Consider the following 21,757-nt stretch of genomic DNA (forward strand, 5'->3'; position numbering starts at 1 on the left):
TAGTTATTTTAATTCGATTGATGCCATACTATACCTTAAAAATCGTATCTTTGCACATCAATTGTAATCATATCAAGGACAGTAATGGATAAATTAAGCTATGCACTGGGCATCGGTATCGGTTCACAGCTCGCCGGAATGGGGGCGCAAGAACTGAATATTGACGACTTCGCACAGGCTATCAAGGATGTCATCTCGGGTTCGGAACTGAAGGTTGACAACGCAGAAGCACAGACACTCGTACAGAACTTCTTCCGTGAACAGGAGACGAAGCAGCAGGCGGCAGCGGCTGCAGCAGGCAAGGCCGCAAAGGCGGCAGGCGAGGCCTTCCTTGCAGAGAATGCCAAGAAGGAAGGAGTCGTCACACTGCCGTCGGGTCTGCAATACCAGGTTCTGAAGGAAGGGAACGGCAAGAGACCGTCGGCAACCGATCAGGTGGTATGCCACTATGAGGGTACGCTGATTGACGGGACGGTCTTCGACAGTTCTTACAAGCGCAAGGAACCGGCTACATTCGGCCTGAATCAGGTCATCGCCGGCTGGACAGAAGGTGTACAGCTGATGCAGGAGGGAGCCAAGTACCGCTTCTTCATCCCTTACGGCCTTGCCTATGGAGAGCGGGGTGCCGGAGCGCAGATTCCTCCTTTCGCCGCCCTTGTATTCGATGTTGAGCTGATTCAGGTGAAGTGAAGATAACGGGCAGGGATAAGCGGCGATAAACGATGGCAGGCGGTGGCAGGCGATAATAAGCCTCATCACCGCCCATTCCCGCCTATCACCGCCTATTATCGCCTATCCGCCCCCCCAACTACCCCTCAGAAAAACTAACAACAAAAAATAAATGAAGAAAACTTATCTATTAGCCGCCATGGCTATCGTAGCAGCAGGATTCGCATCCTGCGGTAATTCCACTCCCAAGGAGGATCTGAAGTCCGACGTCGACTCTCTGAGCTACGCCTTCGGTATCGACCAGGGACAGAGCGCAAAACAGTATCTCCAGCAGATGCAGATCGACACCGCCTACATCGACGAGTTCATCAAGGGTATGAACGACGGTGCACAGAATGCTGACGACAAGAAGCGTGCCGCCTACAATGCCGGCATCGGTGTCGGCATGCAGATGAACATGATCATCAAGCAGCAGATCAACCGCCAGATCTTCGGTGAAGACTCTACAAGAACCATCTCGATGAACAACTTCCTCTCCGGCTTCGCTGCCAGTGCAAAGGGCAAGGGCCAGAAGATGACGGTCGAGCAGGCCCGCAACATCGAGCAGAATACATCAAAGTCCATCCAGCAGAAGGCTGCCGAGAAGACATTTGGCGCCAACAAGAAGAAGAGCGACGCCTACATGGCTGCCAACGCAAAGAAGGCCGGCGTGAAGACCATCGGACAGGGCGTTCAGGTCAAGGAACTGAAAGCCGGTTCCGGTGCAGCGCCGAAGGCTACGGACGTGGTAAAGATCAATTATGTCGGCAAGACGATTGAAGGAAAGGTATTCGACCACCGTAACAATGCGACCATGCCTGTCAGCGGTGTCATCCCTGGTTTCACCGAGGCTCTGACCAAGATGCCGGTGGGTGCGAAGTGGGAAATCACCATTCCTTACAGCGCAGGTTACGGTTCGCAGCAGCCCAGTCCGGCCATCAAGCCATTCTCCACGCTTGTGTTCACGGTAGAACTGCTCGGCATCGAGAAGGCTTCCCAGGAACAGCCGGCAGTGCCGGGTGCGAAACCGGGTATGTAAAACGGTCGCCAACGAAGGCATAAAACAGAAAAAGAGGGTCGGGTGCAAAGCCTGACCCTCCTTTGAATCATCCTATCTTTAAAACACCTCATCATGAAGAAAGCAATCATAATGGCACTGCTCTTCGCGGCAGGCTCTGCCCTCAGCCCGGCAAGTGCCCAGAACAGGAAGAAAGACAAGAAAGAGAAACAGCAGACAGAGTGCATGCAGCCGTGCAGAACCGCTCCGGTGGAACTGAAGACCGCTTCCGACTCCTTAAGCTATGCGGCAGGTATGGCAATGACCCGGGGGCTGAACAAGTACCTGGCCAACCAGTTCGGCGTGAAGGAATCCCAGATGCCCGATTTCCTGTGCGGTCTGCGCAAGGGAATAGAGAGCCGCAAGGACTCTGCTTTTGCAGCTTACGTCGCCGGGCTGGTCATCTGCTCACAGGTGGAGAAGACGATGCTGCCGAACATGAGCAGCCAGTTCGAGGGGACATCGGCGCCCATCAACCCCGACCTGCTCTATCAGGGATTTGTCGCCGCCCTGTCGAAAGACACGGTTCTCTTCGGACAGGAAGCTGCGGAAAAATTCTTTGAAAAGAAACAGGTGGAGCTGAAAGCACAGAAAGAAGCCGAGACCAAGGCGAAGAACGAGGCTTATCTGACGGAGAACGGAAAGAAAGAGGGTGTTGTCACGCTGCCCGACGGTCTCCAGTACCGCATCATCAGGAAAGGCGACGGAGCCGTTCCGAAGGAAACGGACCGTGTACAGGTGGCCTACGAAGGAAAGACCATCGACGGAAAAGTGTTCGATGCGACGGCCCGCCACGGAGTGGAGTCTGACACCTTCGCCGTCAACGGCCTCATCAAAGGCTGGACGGAAGCGCTGCAGATGATGCCTGTCGGTTCCAAGTGGGAGATCGTCATCCCCCAGCAGCTGGCCTACGGGGCACGGGGAGCCGGGAAGGACATCGCTCCCTACTCGACGCTGATCTTCACACTTGAACTGAAAGGCATCGAGCCGGCAGCAGACAAGGAGGTCAGGCAAGCAGAGCCTGCAAAGCCGGTTCCGGCGAAGAAACTCTCGGCAAAGACCGTCAGAAAAAATGTGAAAAAGTAAGACCGTGGACGGTGAGACACCCCGTCCGTCTTCCTATAGAAACGAAATGCGCCCCTGCGGCGCATTTTTTATGTCATTTTGTTGTCTGTTCCATATTTATTCCCTACTTTTGCTTGCACGCAAAACAAGCTTCGAACTACATCACAAATTAAATATTTCAACTTCAGAATATGGAAAAAGTCGATCGATTGGATAAGAAGATCCTGGGCATCCTCTCACAGAACGCCCGAATGCCTTTCAAGGATGTGGCTGCCCAGTGCGGCGTCTCGCGTGCAGCCATCCACCAGCGGGTGCAGCACCTCATGGAGAACGGGGTCATTACCGGCAGCGGATTCGATGTCAACCCCAAGAGCCTGGGGTACACCACCTGCACGTATGTAGGCCTCAATCTGGAACGCGGCTCCATGTACAAAAAAGTGGTCGAACGCATCAGTGCCATCAGAGAGGTTGTTGAATGTCACTTCACGACCGGCCCTTACACCATGCTCGTAAAGCTGTATGCCAAGGACAACGAACAGCTGATGGATCTGCTCAACAACCAGCTGCAAGGCATCTCGGGAGTCGTCTCGACCGAGACGCTCATCTCGCTTGAGCAGAGCATCAAGCGTGAAGTACCTATCGACGAGGACCAGCTGTAACCCTCATCCGCCTCTCTTCTGGCAGATTCCAAGAAACACCTCTGATGCGTCTTCGCCCTTTCAGCAGGCAGACGCAGCCTCCTTCCTGAAAGGACACAGCGGACCGTGCGGCTGAATGCGAAAGCGGAAGACACCGCATAAAGCAAAATGAAACAAAGAGTTGACAACACCCCTGCCGGCGACAGACCAACGTTGAATTTCAAGAACAGGCCTTCAATGACAGTGCGGCCTTTCAAAACCAACCAGCATGAAATATGATCTCCAGTCGCATCTCGACAAGGTGTATGCGACATTCCCCGAAGCAAAACACCAGCCTGTAATCGGCATCACGACGAACTTCTCGGACATCGACGCCACGCTGAGGGACGCCTACTACAAGCAAGTGGCGGCGGCGGGCGGAACGCCGGTCCTCATCCCGCCGGTAGCCGACAAGGATGTGCTCGTGAACACGCTGGCACATCTTGACGGTCTGCTCCTCACGGGCGGGGGAGACATCAATCCGCTCTGGGCAGGTGAGGAGCCGTCTACCCGACTGCACAACATCAACGCCGAGCGCGACCTCCCCGAACTCATGCTGACCCGCCTGGCCTTCAACCGCCAGATACCTATCCTCGGCATCTGCCGGGGTATCCAGACCCTGGCGGTCGCCCTGGGAGGAACCGTGCAGCAGGATATTTACGAAGATTATATCCGCACGGACGAGACACCCGGAAAGAAACCGGCGAAGGACAGGACCGACACCACCTATCATGCGGCGACCCTGAAACATTCGCAGGATGCCGACCGGGGGGAGGCGACCCACAGCGTCGCCCTCAGGAAACCCTCCATGCTGTACGCCCTCTACAAGGAGGAACACATCATGGTCAACACCTTCCACCATCAGGCGGTGAAAGAGCCGGGAAAGCGGTTCCGCATCACGGCACTCTCGCCGGACGGTGTCGTGGAAGGCATCGAGAGCACGGAATTCAAACCGGTCATGGGCGTACAGTGGCATCCCGAATGGATGGGGGAAGAAGGAGGAAAACTCTTCCACTGGCTGGTCACACAGGCCGCCAACTTCTACCTTGCCAAACAGCTTCACCGACGTGTACTCACGCTTGACACACACTGCGACACACCGATGTTTTTCCCGCAGGGCGTCCGGTTCGACCAGCGTGACCCACGCATTCTCTACGACCTCCACAAGATGACTGAGGGACGGCAGGATGCGGTGACCATGGCGGCCTATCTTCCCCAACCGAAGATCGGCGAGACCTTCTCCTCGAAGATCGACGTGGAGGGACTGAAACATTACAACCCGAATCTCATCGACACGCTCGACCATCTGTCACCGGCGGTCTATGCCGACCTCATCTTCGACAAAATAGAGGAAATCGTCAAGCAGAACCAGCGTTACATCAGCATCGCACGGACACCGTCCGACCTTTACGAAGACAAGCGAAAAGGGCGCAAGAGCATCATGTTCGCCATCGAGAACGGCCTCGCCCTGGAGCACAGGGTCGAGAACGTGAAACACTTTGCCCAGCGGGGGGTGGTGTATATCACCCTGTGCCACAACGGCGACAACGACATCTGCGATTCCGCACGGGGATGCAACACCCATGGCGGCGTGAGCAAATTCGGCGAGGAGGTCATCCGGGAAATGAACCGGAACGGCATCATGGTGGACCTGAGCCACGGCGGCGAAAAGAGCTTTTACGATGCGCTCGACATCAGTTCGATGCCGATCGTATGCAGCCACTCCAACAGCAAGGTGCTCTGCGACGTGCCCCGTAACCTGACGGACGAGCAGATGCGCGCACTGGCGAAGAAAGGCGGTGTAGCCCACATAACGCTGTACAAGGGCTTCCTGAAGAAAGACGGGGAAGCCACGGTCATGGATGCGATCGCCCATCTGGAACACGCCATCAGCATAATGGGAATCGATCATGTGGGCGTAGGCACCGACTTCGACGGCGACGGTACCGTGCGCGGAATGGCCGATGCCAGCGAGATGATCAACTTCACTCTCCACCTTCTCCGCCGCAAATACAGCGAGCGTGACATCGAAAAGATATGGGGCGGCAACTGGCTGCGCGTCATGGCAAAGGTGCAGAGCGTGAGGAAGTGACGCTGCCGCTCCGCCATCGACGCTCTCCCGGCAGGCGTCCGGACCGTCTCTCCTTGCAGACAGGGGCCGGCAAGGGCTTCCGTCATCACTTATTTCAGAAAACAATGAAAGCAAAAATGAAACTCCTTATCAGCTGTCTGCTGGCAGCCTCCCTGACAACTGCGGCCTACAGCTGCAAGGGGAAAACAAACAACAACAGCAATACAACCGACACCGCCGCCACCGCGAAACCTGCCGGTCCCAGATTTGATGCCGATTCGGCCTACTCCTACACGGCGGCGCAATGCCAGTTCGGTCCCCGCACGATGAACTCCGCCGCACACGAAGCCTGCCGGAAATGGATCGTCGGCAAGTTCAAGCAATTCGGCTGTGAGGTGCAGGAGCAGAACGCCGATCTGAAAGGCTACGACGGTACCGTGCTGAAGTCGACGAACATCATCGCACGCTTCAATCCGAAAGAAAAGAAACGCATCCTCCTCTGCGCACACTGGGACAGCCGCCCATGGGCCGACAACGACCCGGACTCCACCAACCACAGGAAACCGGTCATGGCAGCCAACGACGGTGCCAGCGGCGTGGCCGTCATGCTCGAGATAGCCCGCCTGCTGCAGGCCGACAAGAAGTTTGCCATGGGCGTGGACTTCGTCTGCTTCGATGCAGAAGACTGGGGCGTGCCACAGTGGGAGACAGACTACCAGGACACGGGCGACTCGTGGGCGTTGGGCGCACAATACTTCTCGAAGAACCTTCCCGCCGGCCCCAAGCCGGAGTTCGGCATCCTGCTGGATATGGTAGGAGGCGAAGGCGCACAGTTCTACCGGGAGGGCATGTCGATGCAGTTCGCACCGGACATCGTCAGCCGCGTGTGGGAAGCGGCCAGGTCCGCCGGATGCGGTTCGTACTTCCCCGATGCCGTGGGAGGAATGGTCACCGACGATCATGTCCCCGTAAACCAGAACAGCGGCATCCCCACCATAGACATTATTCCTTATTATCCTGACTGCCAGCAGAGCTCTTTCGGGCCGACATGGCATACCGTCAACGACACGATGGAGCACATCGATAAAAACACGTTGCAGGCGGTCGGGCAGACTGTGATACAGGTGCTGTACACGAAATAACACCCGCCTATTCCCTACCTCCCGGCGTGCTCCCGGCATGCTGATACCGTCACCGATCGTGTCGATGGTGAACACCATGCGTGCCGGGTGTCCGCACGCTTACTGCCGACCGGACGGTGGGCGGGATGGGGTCAGCCTGCAGCGTGAAAGAGCCGTACCGCCAAAGACCGATGCGATCTGCCGGATGAACGGGAGGCTTTTCCTCAAGGACAATGAGCATGATCTGACGACACAAAAAGATTCCCTTTATGAACTTAAAACTGTCCTTTGCCTGCTTGGCCTTATCCTGGACACTGACGGCATCCGCAGTGCGACCTGACAGCATAAGCAGTCATCTGCAGGACTATCAATACCTCACACGGTTCACAGAAACCAGCCTTGCCACTTTCCCATACATCAACGAAATGTACGGCAAGGAATATAGAAAACATAAAAAGGCCGTCAGAAAGAACCTGCTGAGAGGACAGGACATAGAGACCGCAACCTGTGATTATGTGTTCTGGTTCTTTTCTCAATTCGACACGCATTTTATCGTTGACCGGCATAGATTCTGGCAGGAATACGACCGGAAAGTGCATACCCAATACAAAGAGGAAATGGAATATGATCCACAGCCGCTTGCCTGTAGGGTTGATTCGGATACGTATCTGGTAAGAATACCCTCCTGTGCCGGGCAGAATCCCACCTTCGCATGGGTGGACAGTGTGGCGCAGGCATTTAAAAAGATAAACTGTCCCTACCTGATCCTGGACATCCGAGGCAATACAGGCGGGAATGATGCCATCTGGGAACCTTTCTTTGAAATACTTGCAGATCATAAACCTACCAAGAGTTGGAAAGTATTATTCAGATGCAGTCCTGCGAACATAGGTGTACTGATGAAACAAGGAGCCATAACCCTCGCTGAAAAAGCGAAGATATCAAAGTCACAGTTTATACCCTTAAACGAAGAAGAAAACGATGAGGAGATGACCTTCTTGCCAAGCAAGTTAATCAAAGTTGCAATCCTTGTCGATAATAGAACAGCAAGTTCCGGAGAAACATTAGTCCGTTTTACCAAAGATTACTGCAACCGTGGGAAAATATATGGGCAGGACAACACCAGCGGAGCCAACCTGTCGGGTAATGTAACCCCTTTCCGACTCCCACACAGCGGGATTACCTGCTATTACCCCACCTGTGTCGATGAGGACTTCGCCCTGCAGATAAAAAACAGAAAACCTGGCATCCGACCGGATGTAAAGATACCTATTCCACTTCCCGACACACTCAAAGACAATGTTGACACATGGGTGGTATGGGTTGCACGGCATTTGAAGACGGACTGAAAAAAGCAAGTTCTTTTTCATGACCTGACAAAAGACAGCGTACCAAAGGAACAGACCCCTGCTGTTCACTTTGCTACGCTGTCTTCAAACTTTTATCCTGTCCCAGAATACATAAATCCCACTTTAAAGACAATTTACGACATCAAGGGGTTGGGGAAATCCATCTTCATTCGTTATAAGAGTAAGAACAGAAAAAAAACGAATAGATATCTATGTCGAAAGAAGAAACCATTGAACACCTGTTCCGAATGCACTACGGTGCAATGTTCAGGCTGGCGGTGGCAATGCTGCATGATGCTGATGAGGCAAAAGATGCCGTGAGCGAAGTGTTTGCACGGCTGTTCTGCGGCAATGCCCACCTGCCAGAGAAAGGAACAGACAGCTATCTGCTTGCAAGCGTGCGCAACCAGTGCCTGGACATCATCCGACAGAAACAGATGAGGGAGCGTGTCAATAAGCTGCTGACAACAGAAATCGAGCCTGACTTATCGCTCATACAGCACCGGACGGATCGCTACATGGCATTATTGGCCTTTGCAGACAGCAGGCTGACATCACAGACCCGCACAGTCTTCCGCCTGCGCTTTGACAAGCGACTGTCCTATAAAGCCATTGCAGAACAGACCGGCATCAGTGAAGCCGCCGTCTACAAGCACTTGGCAAAGGCGATCAGGAAAATGAAAGAACAATTTAACCCCAACCAGAAATGAAGAAAGATAGTTACGGACGGATGGAAAGGCTGCTTGACATGACAGGGCATCCTGACCGATATACTGACGAACAGCTGAACGAACTGTTGCGTGATGACGAGTTGCGGCAGACCTATCAGCTCCTGTCAGACGCTGCCAGTGCATACGAGTACGGACGTACTTCCGATAAACTGACAGATGAGGTCATAGAAGAGGAATGGCACAAGCTGATGGAAAAGAAGTCTACTTCCAGACCTGTACACCATTATAACAGACAGATTGCAGCAGCAGTCATCGGTGTTCTCACTGTATCGGGAATTGCCTTGGCTGCGGTCAGCATTGTCAAAGGTGGCAGAAAACAGTTGGCAACGGATGCAGATGTTGCGGTCACAGACAAAATGACCCATACTGAAACATTACGGGGAAAAGACTCAATACGCACAGCTTCCACATACAACAGGCGGCAAGAAACGGAAAAGGAGGCAGGGGAGACGGTTCCTTCCAGGCAGTTTGATAATGTCATGTTGCAGGACATTGTCCGGGAGATAGCCGGTTATTATGGGATAAGAACAGTCTGTCGTAACCCCGAAGCGGGACGGCTGCGCCTGCGCTTTCTTTGGAACAGAGACCAGAGCGTAGAACGTGCAGTAGAGACACTGAACAGCTTTGAAAAAGTACAGCTGACTTTGGCTGACAGTACAATCACCATAGAGTAAAGCACTATGAGAAAGCATCTCTTTCTTGGCATACTGCTGCTGATTGCCTGTAGCGTGCAGGCACAGCACATCACCCGGAACTACAATAAGACTCCTCTGCCGTATGTGCTGACCGACATTGACAATGCCAGCCAGCGGTACACAATCAACTTCATCTATAACGAATTAGAGGACTTTACAGTCACAGCGAACCTACGTAACCGTACCGTTCCCGAAGCGGTACGGGAGGTATTGGGCTTCTATCCCATGCGCATGACCGTCAGTGACAGTATTATCTTCGTAGAGTGTACGCAGAAATCACCAGCAAAGGTCATCGGACACGTTGTTGATCAGCACAGCCAGCCTGTACCGTTTGCCAATGTAGCTTTGTTGAATCCATCGGATTCCGGCTTCATCAATGGCGGAGTGACCAATAACGGAGGCGATTTTGTCATCCCCTGCAGTCAGCGGAAGGTCTTGCTGCGGATTTCTTTCGTTGGATTCGCTACTTACAGTAAGCTGGTCAATGCCGGCAATATCGGTACTGTCCGTATGAAGCCAGATGCATACAGGCTGAAGGCTGTGACAGTAAAAGGGATGCGTCGGGTTATCAAAAATGATGTTGACCGGCTGCAATATCTTGTCGGCAATGACCCTTTCTCCAAGGGGATGAACGGTATAGAAGTGATGGGACGTGTACCGATGCTGACTGTCAGCGACGAGATCGTCAGCATCGTAGGCAAAGGCAGTACCCACATCATGCTTGACGGGCATATCCTTGAAATGACGGCCGATGCTGTCAAGGCAAAGCTCCGCAGCCTGAAGGCGGAAGATATTGAGCGTATAGAGGTAATAACCATTCCACCGGCAAAGTATAAGGCAGAAGCCAATGCGGGATACATCAACATCGTCATGAGGCGTGACCAGTCGAAAGGGTGGAGTGGAAGTATCAGCGAGGAGGTGCAGCGGCAGTACCGTGGGCGGTATTTCCAGGATATAAACCTCAACTATGCCGGCAGGAAATTTGAGCTGTCCACAGGTCTGGGAATGTCTTTGGATAAAGTAATCAACGAGTCTTACTGTGTCTATGACTTCAAAGACGGTCATCAGCGCAGTACAAGAAAGCGGACCATAGCCCCCTGGCCGTCGTATAATGCAGATGCCATCGTGAAATATCATGCCACCCGGCGGTTGGAACTGGGTGTTATGGCATCAGTCTATGCCGACCACACCTCTCCCCGGCACACGTTTGTTTCAATCAACAAGGACACGACATTTACGACGGCTCATGCCCCGGCTGTCTGGAACGACAACGTAAGTACGACACTGTATGCAGAATACAGGCTCGATTCATTAGAGAAGACTGTCAGCCTGAACTATAACATCTTCAACAGCAATGCCCCCACGCAAAGCGAGAACGTGTCGGTAACAAACGGGATGACCGAATCGCTGCGCAATGAAAGCAAGGCAAAATACCAGATAAACGCATTGAAACTTGATTTTTCCCTGCCTTTCAAGCATCTCTATATGGAGACAGGGGCATCTTTCTCTGCCATCCGCAACAAGACAAGTCTGATGTTGGAGAACTTTGCCAACGGACAGTGGAAGTACAATGCGGCCGAAAGCAATGAATTCCTGTACAAAGAGCGAACCCTTGCAGCCTATCTATCGGCAAAGAAACAGCTCACGGAAAAGCTTCAGGTGCAGGCCGGATTACGCTACGAACATACATGGACGGAAAGCAACCAGCTCACACAGGGACAGATCAGCCGCAGTCATTACGGACGCTTCTATCCCACGCTGCACCTGAACTGGCAATTGAAAGGGAATCAGAATCTGGCATTTGCTGCCAACTGGGGGATAGAACGACCCGATTTCAACGATCTCAATCCTTTCCGTATCTATACATCCACCACTGATTACATGACAGGAAACCCTTATCTCGCAGCTGCCTATACCCGCAACATGGAGATAAACTATAGCAATGGGAAAGGACTTTATGCCGTCCTCTACAGCAGTCATGGAAAAGGGGAGACAGGCTGGAGAACCACATTCCTCGCAAACGGAAGTCAGGTAACCGGTCCCTATGACGGCCTGCGCCATGAAAAGACCGGTGTCTATGCCAATTATAACCGCAATGTGCTGGCATGGCTGAACCTTAACATAGGAGGAGAAGTGTATTACTACGATTCCCATTCCGATTATCAGACAGACGTACTACAGATAAACGGATGGGGCAGGCGGGCTGAAGGTTCGCTCTCGTTCCTGCTCAACCGGCAGAAGACGCTCATTGCCGAGATCAACTATCGGCACTGGTTCCGGGAATATTTTGCACAGACTCAAAGTGATCCTCATGCTTACCTGCGGATGAGCCTTAAATACAGCTGTCTGGACGACCGCTTGAAAATGAGTCTTACCATTGGCGATCCCTTTCATCAGAATATCAACCGGAACACCATATTCTACCAGGAGTACACCAACACGAACCGATTTGACAATCATTCCCGGTATATCGGATTCCGTGCTGCATGGTCATTCGGCGGCAGGCAGGTTCACCGCACCTACCATGACAACCGTGATACGGAATCTCAGCGCGCAAAGTAGAGAAGAGAGCATAAATGACAGGAGTTATAATGCTCTTTATAATTTAGTCGTTATCATGATGTAAGTATCAAGAATGCTTGCTGTCATTTTAACATTCCCAACCAACTGGCAGTATACTAAATATTTATAAGCCTATGCCGGATGACAGGAATGACAGTAATTTTGTTTTCCGGGAAATTATTCATTCAGAGAACCGGTAATATGTGGCTGTGAAAATATTGATGGGATAAGACTTAATCAACTTTTCATATACCTGCCAATTCTTGCAAGTTCTTCAAAAACTTGCAAGAATTAGCAGATATTCAGTTACTGGCCTTTCAGTATTTTCTTAATGTCATTCAGCTTGTTGAGGGCTTCAACAGGCGTAAGGTTGTTGACATCCAGACCGAGAATCTCGTCACGGATCTGCGTGAGGACAGGATCGTCGAGCTGGAAGAAGGAGAGCTGCACGCCTTCCCTGCTCTGGTCAAGCCGCTCAACGGCAGCCTTGCCGACACCCCCCACCTGCGCATTATCCGTTTCAAGCTCCTTGAGAATGACATTTGCACGCTTTACAATAGAACGGGGCATGCCCGCTATCTCGGCGACATGAATACCGAAGGAATGCTCGCTGCCGCCCGGTTCCAGCTTGCGGAGGAAGATGATCTTGCCGTCGACTTCCTTTACAGAGACGTTGAAGTTCCTGATGCGTGGGAAGCTCTTCTCCATCTCGTTCAGTTCATGGTAGTGCGTGGCGAAGAGGGTACGTGCCTGTGCACGTGGATGTTCGTGCAGATACTCCACGATGGCCCATGCAATGCTGATGCCGTCGTAGGTACTTGTGCCGCGTCCCAGTTCGTCGAAGAGGACCAGCGAGCGTGGAGTGACGTTGTTAAGGATGTTCGAGGCCTCTGTCATCTCCACCATGAAGGTCGACTCCCCCAGCGAGATGTTGTCCGAAGCCCCCACACGTGTGAAGATTTTGTCCACCATCCCGATACGTGCCCGTTCGGCCGGGACGAAGCAGCCTATCTGCGCCAGGAGCACGATGAGTGCCGTCTGCCGCAGCAGTGCCGACTTGCCCGCCATGTTCGGGCCCGTTATCATCATGATCTGCTGGTGTTCCGTATCAAGCAGCACATCGTTAGGCACGTACTGCTCGCCTATCGGAAGCTGTGTCTCAATCACCGGGTGGCGACCCTGCTTGATGTCCAATACCTCCGAACCGTCTACCACCGGGCGTACATACCGCTGCTGCTGCGACACCTTCATGAACGAAAGCAGACAGTCGAGATGGGCAATGAGGTTGGCATTGATCTGTATCTGCGGAATGAACTCCTGCATATCCTGTATCAGTTCCATGAAAAGCTGCCCCTCCATCGCCAGTATCTTCTCGTCAGCACCCAGTATCTTCTCCTCGTACTCCTTGAGTTCGGGTGTGATGTAACGCTCTGCCTGCGCCAGTGTCTGTTTGCGGATCCAATTCTCCGGCACCTTGTCCTTGAACGTATTGCGTACCTCCAAATAATAGCCGAAAACGTTGTTGAATCCTATCTTCAGCGAGGTGATACCCGTCTGTTCTGCCTCTTTCTCCTGTATCTCCAGCAGATACTGTTTGCCGTTGTCACGGATAGAGCGCAGCTCGTCGAGCTGCCGGTCATACCCCGGTGCTATCACGTTGCCTTTCGCCGCCAGCTGCGGCGGGTCGGGCTGTATCTCCTTTTCTATTCTGTCACGCAGGGACTCGCAGAGATTCAGCTGTTCGCCGATCCTTTTCAGCGTCTCGCTCTTTGCATAAAGACAGGCTGTCTTCACTGGCTGGATGGCCATGAGGGCGTTCTTCAGCTGCACTACCTCACGGGGTGACACCCGGCCGACAGCTACCTTTGAGATGATACGCTCCAGGTCGCCGATGCGGTGGAACTGCTCATCGATGCATTCGCGGAAATCCGGCTCACGGAAAAGATAGTCCACTACGTCCAGCCGCTCATTGATGGGTTTTGCATCCTTCAGCGGAAAGACCATCCAGCGGCGCAGCATACGTCCGCCCATCGGCGTGACGGTATTGTCGATGACATCCAGAAGTGATGCCCCGTCTTCGTTCATCGGTGCAATCAGTTCCAGGGAGCGGATGGTAAAGCGGTCCATCCGCACGTACTTGTCTTCTTCAATACGTGCCAGCGAAGTGATGTGGTTGATGTGGGTATGCTGTGTTATCTCCAGATACTGCAGGATGGCGCCTGCTGCAACAACGCCGTTATGCAGGTGGTCGACGCCGAATCCCTTGAGGTTCTTCGTGCCGAAATGCTTCAGGAGCTTCTGGCGAGCTGTCTGGTCGGTAAACACCCAGTCGTCCATTTCGAACGTGCAGAGCCGTGTGCCGAAGTAGCGTTCAAAGTCCTGTTTCTTCGCACGGTCGAAGAGTACTTCCTTGGGTTGGAAGTTGCCCAGCAGCTTCTCGACGTAATCAAAGGTGCCTTCGCCCGTCAGGAACTCACCGGTAGATATATCCAAGAAACTCACCCCACAAGACCCTTTGCCGAAATGCACCGCAGCAAGAAAGTTGTTCTCCTTGTAATTCAGCACATTATCACTCATGGCAACGCCGGGCGTGACAAGTTCGGTGATGCCGCGCTTCACCATCTTGTCCATTGCCGAAAGTCCTTTTTTCCCTTTGATGGCCTCGCGTTTCTTCTTCGGATCTTCCAGCTGGTCGCAGATGGCCACTCGCTTTCCGGCACGGATGAGTTTTGGCAGATAAGTATCGAGGGCATGATGCGGGAACCCGGCCATCTCTATCGAATCGCAGTTTCCTCCGTTGTTACGGCGTGTAAGGGTGATACCGAGTATCTTTGCCGATTCCACGGCATCCTCACCATACGTCTCGTAGAAGTCGCCGCAGCGGAAAAGCATCAGGGCACCCGGGTGCTGTGCCTTCATCGAGAAGAACTGCTTCATCATCGGGGTCAGTCCCTTGTCGTCCTTTGCCATATCTTTTACTTCCTTATTAAGTCTGTTTCCTATTTTATCCTTAGACTTACAAAATTACAAAAATAAGGAAGAAAGCCCAAATAATTAATTACCTTTGTCAAAAATAAACACAAACATGGATATATTGATCATAGGATTAGGAGTGATCAGAACAACTTATGGTTCTGTGTTCAAAGAGGGCCGGTCACAACGTCGCACATTACATTCGGGAAGGAAGTAATAAAAAACAGTTGTCTCTTCCGGTGTTTACAGCCACCGTGCCTGTATCATAAAATCGCCTTATCCTACCGCTTGATAAAGTCATTCGTTTCCTAATCCCTCATCGGCAACCTTTGGAGCCATGAATTTGACGACTTCCCTAAAAGCACTGATAGGACAGATCTTTCGCTTTCTTATTTCATCACCTGACAGCAAAACAGCCTTGTTTCCTTTATGTTCAACAAGGATAAAGGCCAAGTCATCATAGCGCACACGCAGGCTGTCGGGCACTATCTGATGATAGGCTTTCCTGCATTTCTCCTGTTTTGTAAAGGAATCTGCACGTGAGCAGAGAAAGACGATGCGGTCGTCAATTCTGAAATAGTGCGAAGGATACATATCGTCAACAGACCATTCTCCACCCATAAACGCATCATGATAAGCCGGGTGGATTATAAAGATGTCATTGTTGATATAGACACCATTTGTTATAACACCATGGTCTTCGTATCCGTATCCAGATTCAAGAATGAACGCATTGTCCCTTGGATGTTGCTTGATAAAACGATGGATACAGCCCAGAAAGGCCGACTTCATCTGTGTGGTATCAACGAGAACCAAGCCGTCTAATGGATTACTGTCTGCTGGCTTTTGACAAGTCTTGTTACAGCAGGAGGACAGGAGGGTAAGGAAAAAGACGAAAAGGAGTGCCGTTTGTTTCATATTTTCGGTGTCACTTGTTTAAGTTCTCTGTAACTCTTTGTGATTTATCATCTTCTGGTCTTCTGTCCCGACAGTAATCCTGCTTCGATGCGTTGTACGATTTCTTCAGGCAGGATATTGTTCATACAGGCGAAGTCGCCACGATGGCAGGGTCTGTTGCCGAAGACGGAACAGGGACGGCAGGGCAGGGTGGTAATCTGCACGGCATCCTCCGCCTTCTGGTTCCATCCCATGAATCCGCAGTAAGGGTGTGTTGCCCCCCATACGCTTACGACCCTCGTACCGGTGAGGGAGGCCAGATGCATGTTGGCACTGTCCATGGAGAGCATGGTGTCGAGGTGGCTCATGAGGATGAGTTCTTTGTCAAGCCCTTTCAAGACACTGGCGACACAGAGGCACTGTGGATATTGCGCTGCCCAGCCGTTCAGCACTTCAATTTCCTGTCTGCCACCGCCGAAGAGGAAGATGCGCCAGGAAGGATGCTGTTTTGTGAGCAGAGAGATGGCCTTTCCCATCTTCTCCTGCGGATACATCTTGCCGGCATGGGCAGCGAAGGGTGCGATGCCGATCCAGCATTCATCAGGCCGTTTTACACCTATTATATTAGGGAGATTCCGGAGGTCGCCGCCTTCCTGCGGGAAGATGCTCTTGAAATCGGGTTTGACAGGATAGCCCAGCTGTCCGAGCACATCCGCATAGTTGCGGAAGGAGGTGGGCTGCTGGGCGAACACCTTGTTCTCTTTCCGGCACAGCAGCCTTTTCCCTTTCTTGTGCTTGTTGATATGTGCCACAGGGTAGCCGCCCAGAAGGAAGCGCAGGCGCAGGTAACGTGTGCGCAGAACATTATGGAAATCGGCCACCGCAGTAGGCTGTTTGGCCACCAGACGGCGGTAAAGTCTGTTGAGCCCCATGAGTCCTTTGTACTCTCCTTTCAGGTCAGCCGCCATGAAGCATACGTTCGGTGCAAGGTCCTGGAAGAAAGGCTGTGCGAAAGGACGGGAGAGCACGCTGATCCTCACATTGGGATACTGTCTCGCAAGCGAGTAGACGATGGGAACTGTCATGGCGACATCGCCCATGGCCGAGAAACGGATGATAAGGAGGTGCGGGGTCTTCATAGGATGATAGGCGGTGACAAGAGGCTGTAGGCGATGATGGGCGGTGATAAGCGGTAATGGGCGATGACAAGCGGTGATAAAGCGGTGATGATTTTGCCCGACTTGTCCCCTGACAACACCCCTCATCGGTGATTACTCCCCTCTCCATTCGGAGAGGGGTTGGGGGTGAGGCTTGGGCTTACTTCTTCTTGTTATTATAAAGTATCGGATTTGTCGCAGGATCGTTGTACATCTTCATCTGCCGGTACACTTTCATGTACTTCCGTCCGTGCTGGATGTCATCAAGCAGCTGATCGATGGCGAGGCCGAGGTCCTTCTGCTGTTCGAGGAGGATGTTCAGTTTCGACCTGCATTTCTCGATGTGCTCGGCCGGCGCATCCGTACGTTCGGTCTGCTCCTTCATGTGGTAGATTTTCAGTGCGAGGATTGACAGCCGGTCAACTGCCCATGCCGGACTTTCCGTGTTGATGGTGGCTTCAGGCAGCGGTGTCACATCAGAATAAAGCTGGCGGAAGTAGGAATCAATCTGCTCGACAAGATCCGTCCTGTCCTGGTTGGACCGGTCGATGCGGTGTTTCAGGCTCATTCCGTTCTCAGGGTCGATGTGCGGGTCGCGGATGAGGTCCTCGAAATGCCACTGGACAGTATCAATCCAGCACTTCAGGTAGAGCCGGTTCTCAATGGAATCTCTGTCATAAGGATTACTGATAGGTGTATCTACATTGTCCGTGACATGGTAATCACGGATTGCCTGATTGAAAATCTCGTTACAATGTTCTGTAAATGACATTCGGTTTTTGTTTTTTGTTTATTTTGCAAATATATAGTAAAATCCTCAAAACGCAAAATAAAAACTGTTGTTTTTCATTGAGCACCACCAAAAGACCATCAGTCAGAAAAGCGGCTGCATCCAGCTGCCACGCAAGGACACTCGGTGCAGAGACACATCAGGATTACTTACGTTTTGGTTCTTCCGTTAAATGGATAGATGGGAATAGAATAAAGGGCTTGTGTACTTGCATAGTATGACTTTCCCAAAACGGATGGTTTTACAAAAGAGGGTAAACTACAGGATAAAAGGCAGAAAAGACAAATTGATACGATGCCTGTCCGTCAGCCTGTCTTTCCGTCATCTACAAACAACTTATTCTCAGATCATCAGTGTTTGTAAATATTTTTGTGCAGTTCAAAGCTGACACATGCTCTTCTGGCTTCTAAAAGATGCCTGATTGATCTGCAGCAGGTGCTCCTTTAGCGTGTTACCAACGCCCTTTTGAAGTCCAATCAGGCACCTTTTACAAACGACTTGACAACCGATTGATTGACTGCTGGTTACAAACTCCCTTTTTGCACGTGTTCTTTACATTTACAGATGATTTGTTTGAAATCATGTAATGGTTTTTCAAAATCTTATCTGTCTTTTCAACGTATTAAAATGAAAAGGTCTTTGACTCGGAGGCTGATGACAGGATAGACAGTTGACGGTCTTGGCCATGTTTTTGTTTCATCAATCACTTCGGTTCTTCCGTTAAAGCCATATGAAAAGCATCTACGCATTTAACGGAAGAACCTACGTTTTCCGCATGACCCAAGCTTCGGATTTATCCTAAGCAGTCGTTTTTCCGACCATATCATCCATGTTTCACTTGTCACCATACGCTACAACCAGCTTACATCAGTCAATAAGACGCATGGCCATGACAACATCGTCGGAATCTTCGAGGACATATATACGGAGATACACGAGTTGACCATGGTCGAAAATACGGGCCGTCATAACAGAAGCCGTAACTGAAATAACCGGTGCAGAATCAGGCAATCTGATGATACAGAGTATTGAGAACAACAAAAGACCGGAGACGCTTAGAGCAAACGCACAGACTCACTAAATCCGAAACTTGAGTAAAGACCACCAAACGGTCATCCGCCACCACCCGCCCTTTCCCGGAAACAGGCGACACATAAAACGAGCAACAGGAACCGGCACCAAGCCTCTGTCCCCATTGCTCGTTTTGTCGTTTTCTCCAAAAGCGAAGCCTGCCTGCCGGTCTTTCCGACCGGCACAGCCGCTTACTTTCTCTTTGGAATGATCTCGTACACCTCAGACTTCCCGACCAGCTCGATACGGGCCGCACCCTTTGCGACGGCTGCCGCAAAGAACGGCTCACTGTAACTTGTCTCCGCCTTCAGGCGGTTGCGTCTGTCGTACTGACGCAGGCTGACGCTTCCTCCTTCGGGCAATGAAAGGAGGAAAGTGTACGAGGTCGTACCGTGCGGCACCTCGAACGAGACAGCACCCGTGTTCTTGAAGGCCGTACAGGGCCGATGGTCGAAGGCCAGAAGAACACCGTCTGATGCAGCGGCATCCCCGCCGAAAGCAAGGGAAGCCCCGGCCGCAGGAGTCACCACGAACGAACGTATGGAAGCCCAGTTGGTACGTTCGGAATCGAGCCTGCGGAGACGGATATAGCGCATCTCTACCGGTTCGACGGCCTTCCACAGAACATCATACCGGCTACGCATATCTGAAAGAAGCGGCTGCCATGTCTTTCCGTCAACGGAACACTCCAGCGCAGCATGGTCGTAGAAGTCGCAGTCGTCCTTGGAATTCCTGCCCTGCAGGATGTGTACCTCGCGCACCGCCATTGCCTCGGGAAGGGCGACACCCATCCAGTCACCCGCCTTCTGGCTCTCTCCGGAGGTATAGAACGTAGTGCTGTCGCCGTCAAGCATCAGACGGCTCTGTGTCGTCGCAAGACTCCTGTAAGTTCCGATTCCGTGCAGCGTAAAGGCCTTTTCGCCCGACTGCTGCTCGTAGAACGCATCGGCGAGGTCGGCCATGGCACACGCATAGAACGGCTGCAGCTTCATGGTTCCCGACTTGTGTGTCTCGTACGCTTTTTCCTCGGCGGGCGTCATGCGGTTCTGCACATACGCCTTCCAGAAGGCGGCAGCGTCTCCCGAGCGGTAGAGATCCATCAGTTCGATGGCCTTCCTGCCACGCTCGCCGAGCTTGCCGAACTCCGTCAGCCACGGACGAAGCTCCTTGATAAGCAATGTATCGGTGCAGCCTGCCTCGATTTCGGCAGGGGCCTTTGCGACACGTTCGAACTCTTCATAAAGCCGGTCACGCTTCTCCTTTGTGTAATCAGCGAGCCGGAAGGTCTCGGTCTCCCATGACTCGTCGCGGCGGTAGCCTGTCTCCGTATCGGCCGAATGGATGGCGAACGTGCGGTAAGCCTCCTTTGCACGGGGCATCATCACCTCCAGGCCACGTTCCCAGCTGTCAATCGGGTTGTAGTCCTTCGGATTCCACGTGTAATCGGCCACACTGTAAAGCGAGAGTTTCGAGGCCTCTCCGTGTTCCATCGGGTTGCTGACAAGTCCGCACATATCCCTGTCTGTGAGCGAGGTGTCCAGTCCGTAGACCGGCCCCTGCAGGATAAGATTGCGCACATAGTCGGTAACGGCGTAGTTCCACCAGAAGAGAGCAGGCCGCTTGATGCGGCTGTCCACCCAGTCGAGCGTGCTCTTCGTCACGTCACTGCACACGACATCACCCGTCCAGAACACCCGGACAGAGGGGTCGAGCGTCCTTCCATAGATGCTCAACGGTCCGTCTTCACCCGGTTTCGCCCACAGTCTGGAATAATCGGTAGGGCAGATAATCAGCGGAGAAACGTCGCCCTTCGCCTTTACAAACTCCTTGGTCAATCGGTTCAACAGCTCGACTTGCCTGTCAGGATTGGTTCCTTCTCCCTCAATGTCATCGAAGAAGATGGCGAACGAACGCACACCGTCAGCATACATGAGGTCGAACTTACGGACAAGGTTCTGATAGTCTTCCTCGTTCCACTTGATATCCTTGCCCGGATGGATGGCCCAAACGAAATCTACACGATTCCGTTTACAAGCGTCAACAAGTTCTTTGATGTTCTTTTGTTCACGTTCGGGATAAGGCAGACGCCAGTTGGGCGAACTGTGATAAGGGTCGTCCTTCGGGCCGTAGATATAGGTGTTGAGCTTGTACCTGCCGTAGAAGTCGATCAATGACAGGCGTACGGCGTGCGACCAGGGCGTACCGTAAAAGCCCTCGACCACGCCGCGGTAAGGGAAGACCGGTGCGTCCATTATCTTTATACAGGGAAGTTTCTTTCCACCTTCCACCGACGGGTTCTCCATGATCTGGCGCAAGGTCTGTATGGCATAGAAGACACCTGTATCGTCAAAGCCGCTGATATCGATTCCACTCGGAGTTATCTGCAGTATATAGGCACCTGGAACATTCTCCACACCATTGACCGACGGCATCTTGCCATAGGCCGCCCGCAAAGGAAAGCCTTGCTTGTAGTGCGGAGAGCGGACGTTCAGAAGAGGCAGGAAGTCAAGATCGTCGTCGTAAGGCCTTTCACTGTCATGCTTCGGGACGACAGTCCGGATGCCGCCGCTGATGTCCACCGTCTTCTCTCCCGCCAGCTTCATGTAACGTGGAGTAGGATTGATGACAAGTCCGTGATGGTCCATCTTCTTGCCGGGAACAGGATTTACCAGCTGTACTTCCGAACGCTGGCTGCCTAAGTCGAATTCGTTGTCCTGCGCCTGGGCTGCCGTAAGTGTACACAAGCCCACGGCGAAAGTAACGAAAAGTCTCTTTTGTTTCATGTAGGTTCTTAATATTTTGCTTCCGACTGCCACATACTTCCGCATAGGGT

The 21,757-nt window shown here is 52.3% G+C and carries 15 protein-coding genes; 10 read left to right on the plus strand and 5 right to left on the minus strand.

Going from position 1 to position 21,757, the window contains the following annotated elements:
- Positions 1–84 precede the first annotated feature (84 nt).
- The 10 genes from bamJ (HMPREF9141_RS05920) to HMPREF9141_RS05965 all read left to right on the plus strand — a co-directional run bounded on the left by bamJ (HMPREF9141_RS05920) (position 85) and on the right by HMPREF9141_RS05965 (position 12,036).
- Positions 85–690 carry a BamJ family beta-barrel-assembly machinery protein gene (bamJ, locus tag HMPREF9141_RS05920; protein ID WP_007367673.1) on the plus strand — a complete coding sequence of 202 codons (606 nt, stop codon included), beginning with the start codon at positions 85–87 and terminating at the stop codon, positions 688–690.
- 151 nt (positions 691–841) lie between these two features.
- On the plus strand, positions 842–1,747 hold the full coding sequence (locus HMPREF9141_RS05925; RefSeq protein ID WP_007367674.1) for an FKBP-type peptidyl-prolyl cis-trans isomerase: 906 nt from the start codon (positions 842–844) through the stop codon (positions 1,745–1,747).
- Between the two features lie 93 nt (positions 1,748–1,840).
- The gene (gene bamJ, locus HMPREF9141_RS05930) at positions 1,841–2,851 is read left to right on the plus strand and encodes a BamJ family beta-barrel-assembly machinery protein (RefSeq protein ID WP_007367675.1); all 1,011 of its coding nucleotides are present in this window, start codon (positions 1,841–1,843) and stop codon (positions 2,849–2,851) included.
- A gap of 170 nt (positions 2,852–3,021) precedes the next feature.
- Positions 3,022–3,489 (plus strand): Lrp/AsnC family transcriptional regulator, encoded by a 468-nt coding sequence (locus HMPREF9141_RS05935; protein WP_007367676.1) that lies wholly within the window; start codon positions 3,022–3,024, stop codon positions 3,487–3,489.
- Between the two features lie 247 nt (positions 3,490–3,736).
- Positions 3,737–5,599 carry a gamma-glutamyl-gamma-aminobutyrate hydrolase family protein gene (locus HMPREF9141_RS05940; RefSeq protein WP_007367677.1) on the plus strand — a complete coding sequence of 621 codons (1,863 nt, stop codon included), beginning with the start codon at positions 3,737–3,739 and terminating at the stop codon, positions 5,597–5,599.
- 104 nt (positions 5,600–5,703) lie between these two features.
- The gene (locus tag HMPREF9141_RS05945) at positions 5,704–6,720 is read left to right on the plus strand and encodes a M28 family peptidase (protein WP_040554597.1); all 1,017 of its coding nucleotides are present in this window, start codon (positions 5,704–5,706) and stop codon (positions 6,718–6,720) included.
- Positions 6,721–6,968: 248 nt separating this feature from the next.
- On the plus strand, positions 6,969–8,048 hold the full coding sequence (locus tag HMPREF9141_RS05950) for a S41 family peptidase (protein ID WP_040554600.1): 1,080 nt from the start codon (positions 6,969–6,971) through the stop codon (positions 8,046–8,048).
- A gap of 212 nt (positions 8,049–8,260) precedes the next feature.
- Positions 8,261–8,758, plus strand: coding sequence for an RNA polymerase sigma factor (locus HMPREF9141_RS05955; protein WP_007367681.1), 498 nt, complete (start codon positions 8,261–8,263; stop codon positions 8,756–8,758).
- Positions 8,755–9,453: a DUF4974 domain-containing protein gene (locus HMPREF9141_RS05960; RefSeq protein WP_007367682.1), complete on the plus strand. Its 699-nt coding sequence runs from the start codon at positions 8,755–8,757 to the stop codon at positions 9,451–9,453. Before HMPREF9141_RS05955 ends, HMPREF9141_RS05960 begins: the two co-directional genes overlap by 4 nt.
- 6 nt (positions 9,454–9,459) lie before the next feature.
- Positions 9,460–12,036, plus strand: coding sequence for an outer membrane beta-barrel family protein (locus HMPREF9141_RS05965; protein WP_007367683.1), 2,577 nt, complete (start codon positions 9,460–9,462; stop codon positions 12,034–12,036).
- A 306-nt stretch (positions 12,037–12,342) separates the two neighbouring features.
- Here the strand turns inward: HMPREF9141_RS05965 and mutS are convergent, their stop codons facing one another.
- The 5 genes from mutS to HMPREF9141_RS05990 all read right to left on the minus strand — a co-directional run bounded on the left by mutS (position 12,343) and on the right by HMPREF9141_RS05990 (position 21,707).
- Complete coding sequence (gene mutS, locus HMPREF9141_RS05970; RefSeq protein WP_007367684.1) at positions 12,343–15,006, minus strand: DNA mismatch repair protein MutS; 2,664 nt, start codon at positions 15,004–15,006, stop codon at positions 12,343–12,345.
- A 300-nt stretch (positions 15,007–15,306) separates the two neighbouring features.
- On the minus strand, positions 15,307–15,927 hold the full coding sequence (locus HMPREF9141_RS13570; RefSeq protein ID WP_007367685.1) for a hypothetical protein: 621 nt from the start codon (positions 15,925–15,927) through the stop codon (positions 15,307–15,309).
- Between the two features lie 47 nt (positions 15,928–15,974).
- Positions 15,975–17,045 carry a glycosyltransferase family 9 protein gene (locus HMPREF9141_RS05980; RefSeq protein ID WP_007367686.1) on the minus strand — a complete coding sequence of 357 codons (1,071 nt, stop codon included), beginning with the start codon at positions 17,043–17,045 and terminating at the stop codon, positions 15,975–15,977.
- 178 nt (positions 17,046–17,223) lie between these two features.
- Entirely contained in the window at positions 17,224–17,835 is a 612-nt protein-coding gene (locus HMPREF9141_RS05985) for a DUF4254 domain-containing protein (protein WP_007367688.1), read from the minus strand.
- A 1,280-nt stretch (positions 17,836–19,115) separates the two neighbouring features.
- Positions 19,116–21,707 carry a glycoside hydrolase family 84 protein gene (locus tag HMPREF9141_RS05990; RefSeq protein ID WP_174256064.1) on the minus strand — a complete coding sequence of 864 codons (2,592 nt, stop codon included), beginning with the start codon at positions 21,705–21,707 and terminating at the stop codon, positions 19,116–19,118.
- Positions 21,708–21,757: the final 50 nt, after the last annotated feature.

It is taken from the genome of Prevotella multiformis DSM 16608, from assembly GCF_000191065.1.
Lineage (GTDB): Bacteria > Bacteroidota > Bacteroidia > Bacteroidales > Bacteroidaceae > Prevotella > Prevotella multiformis.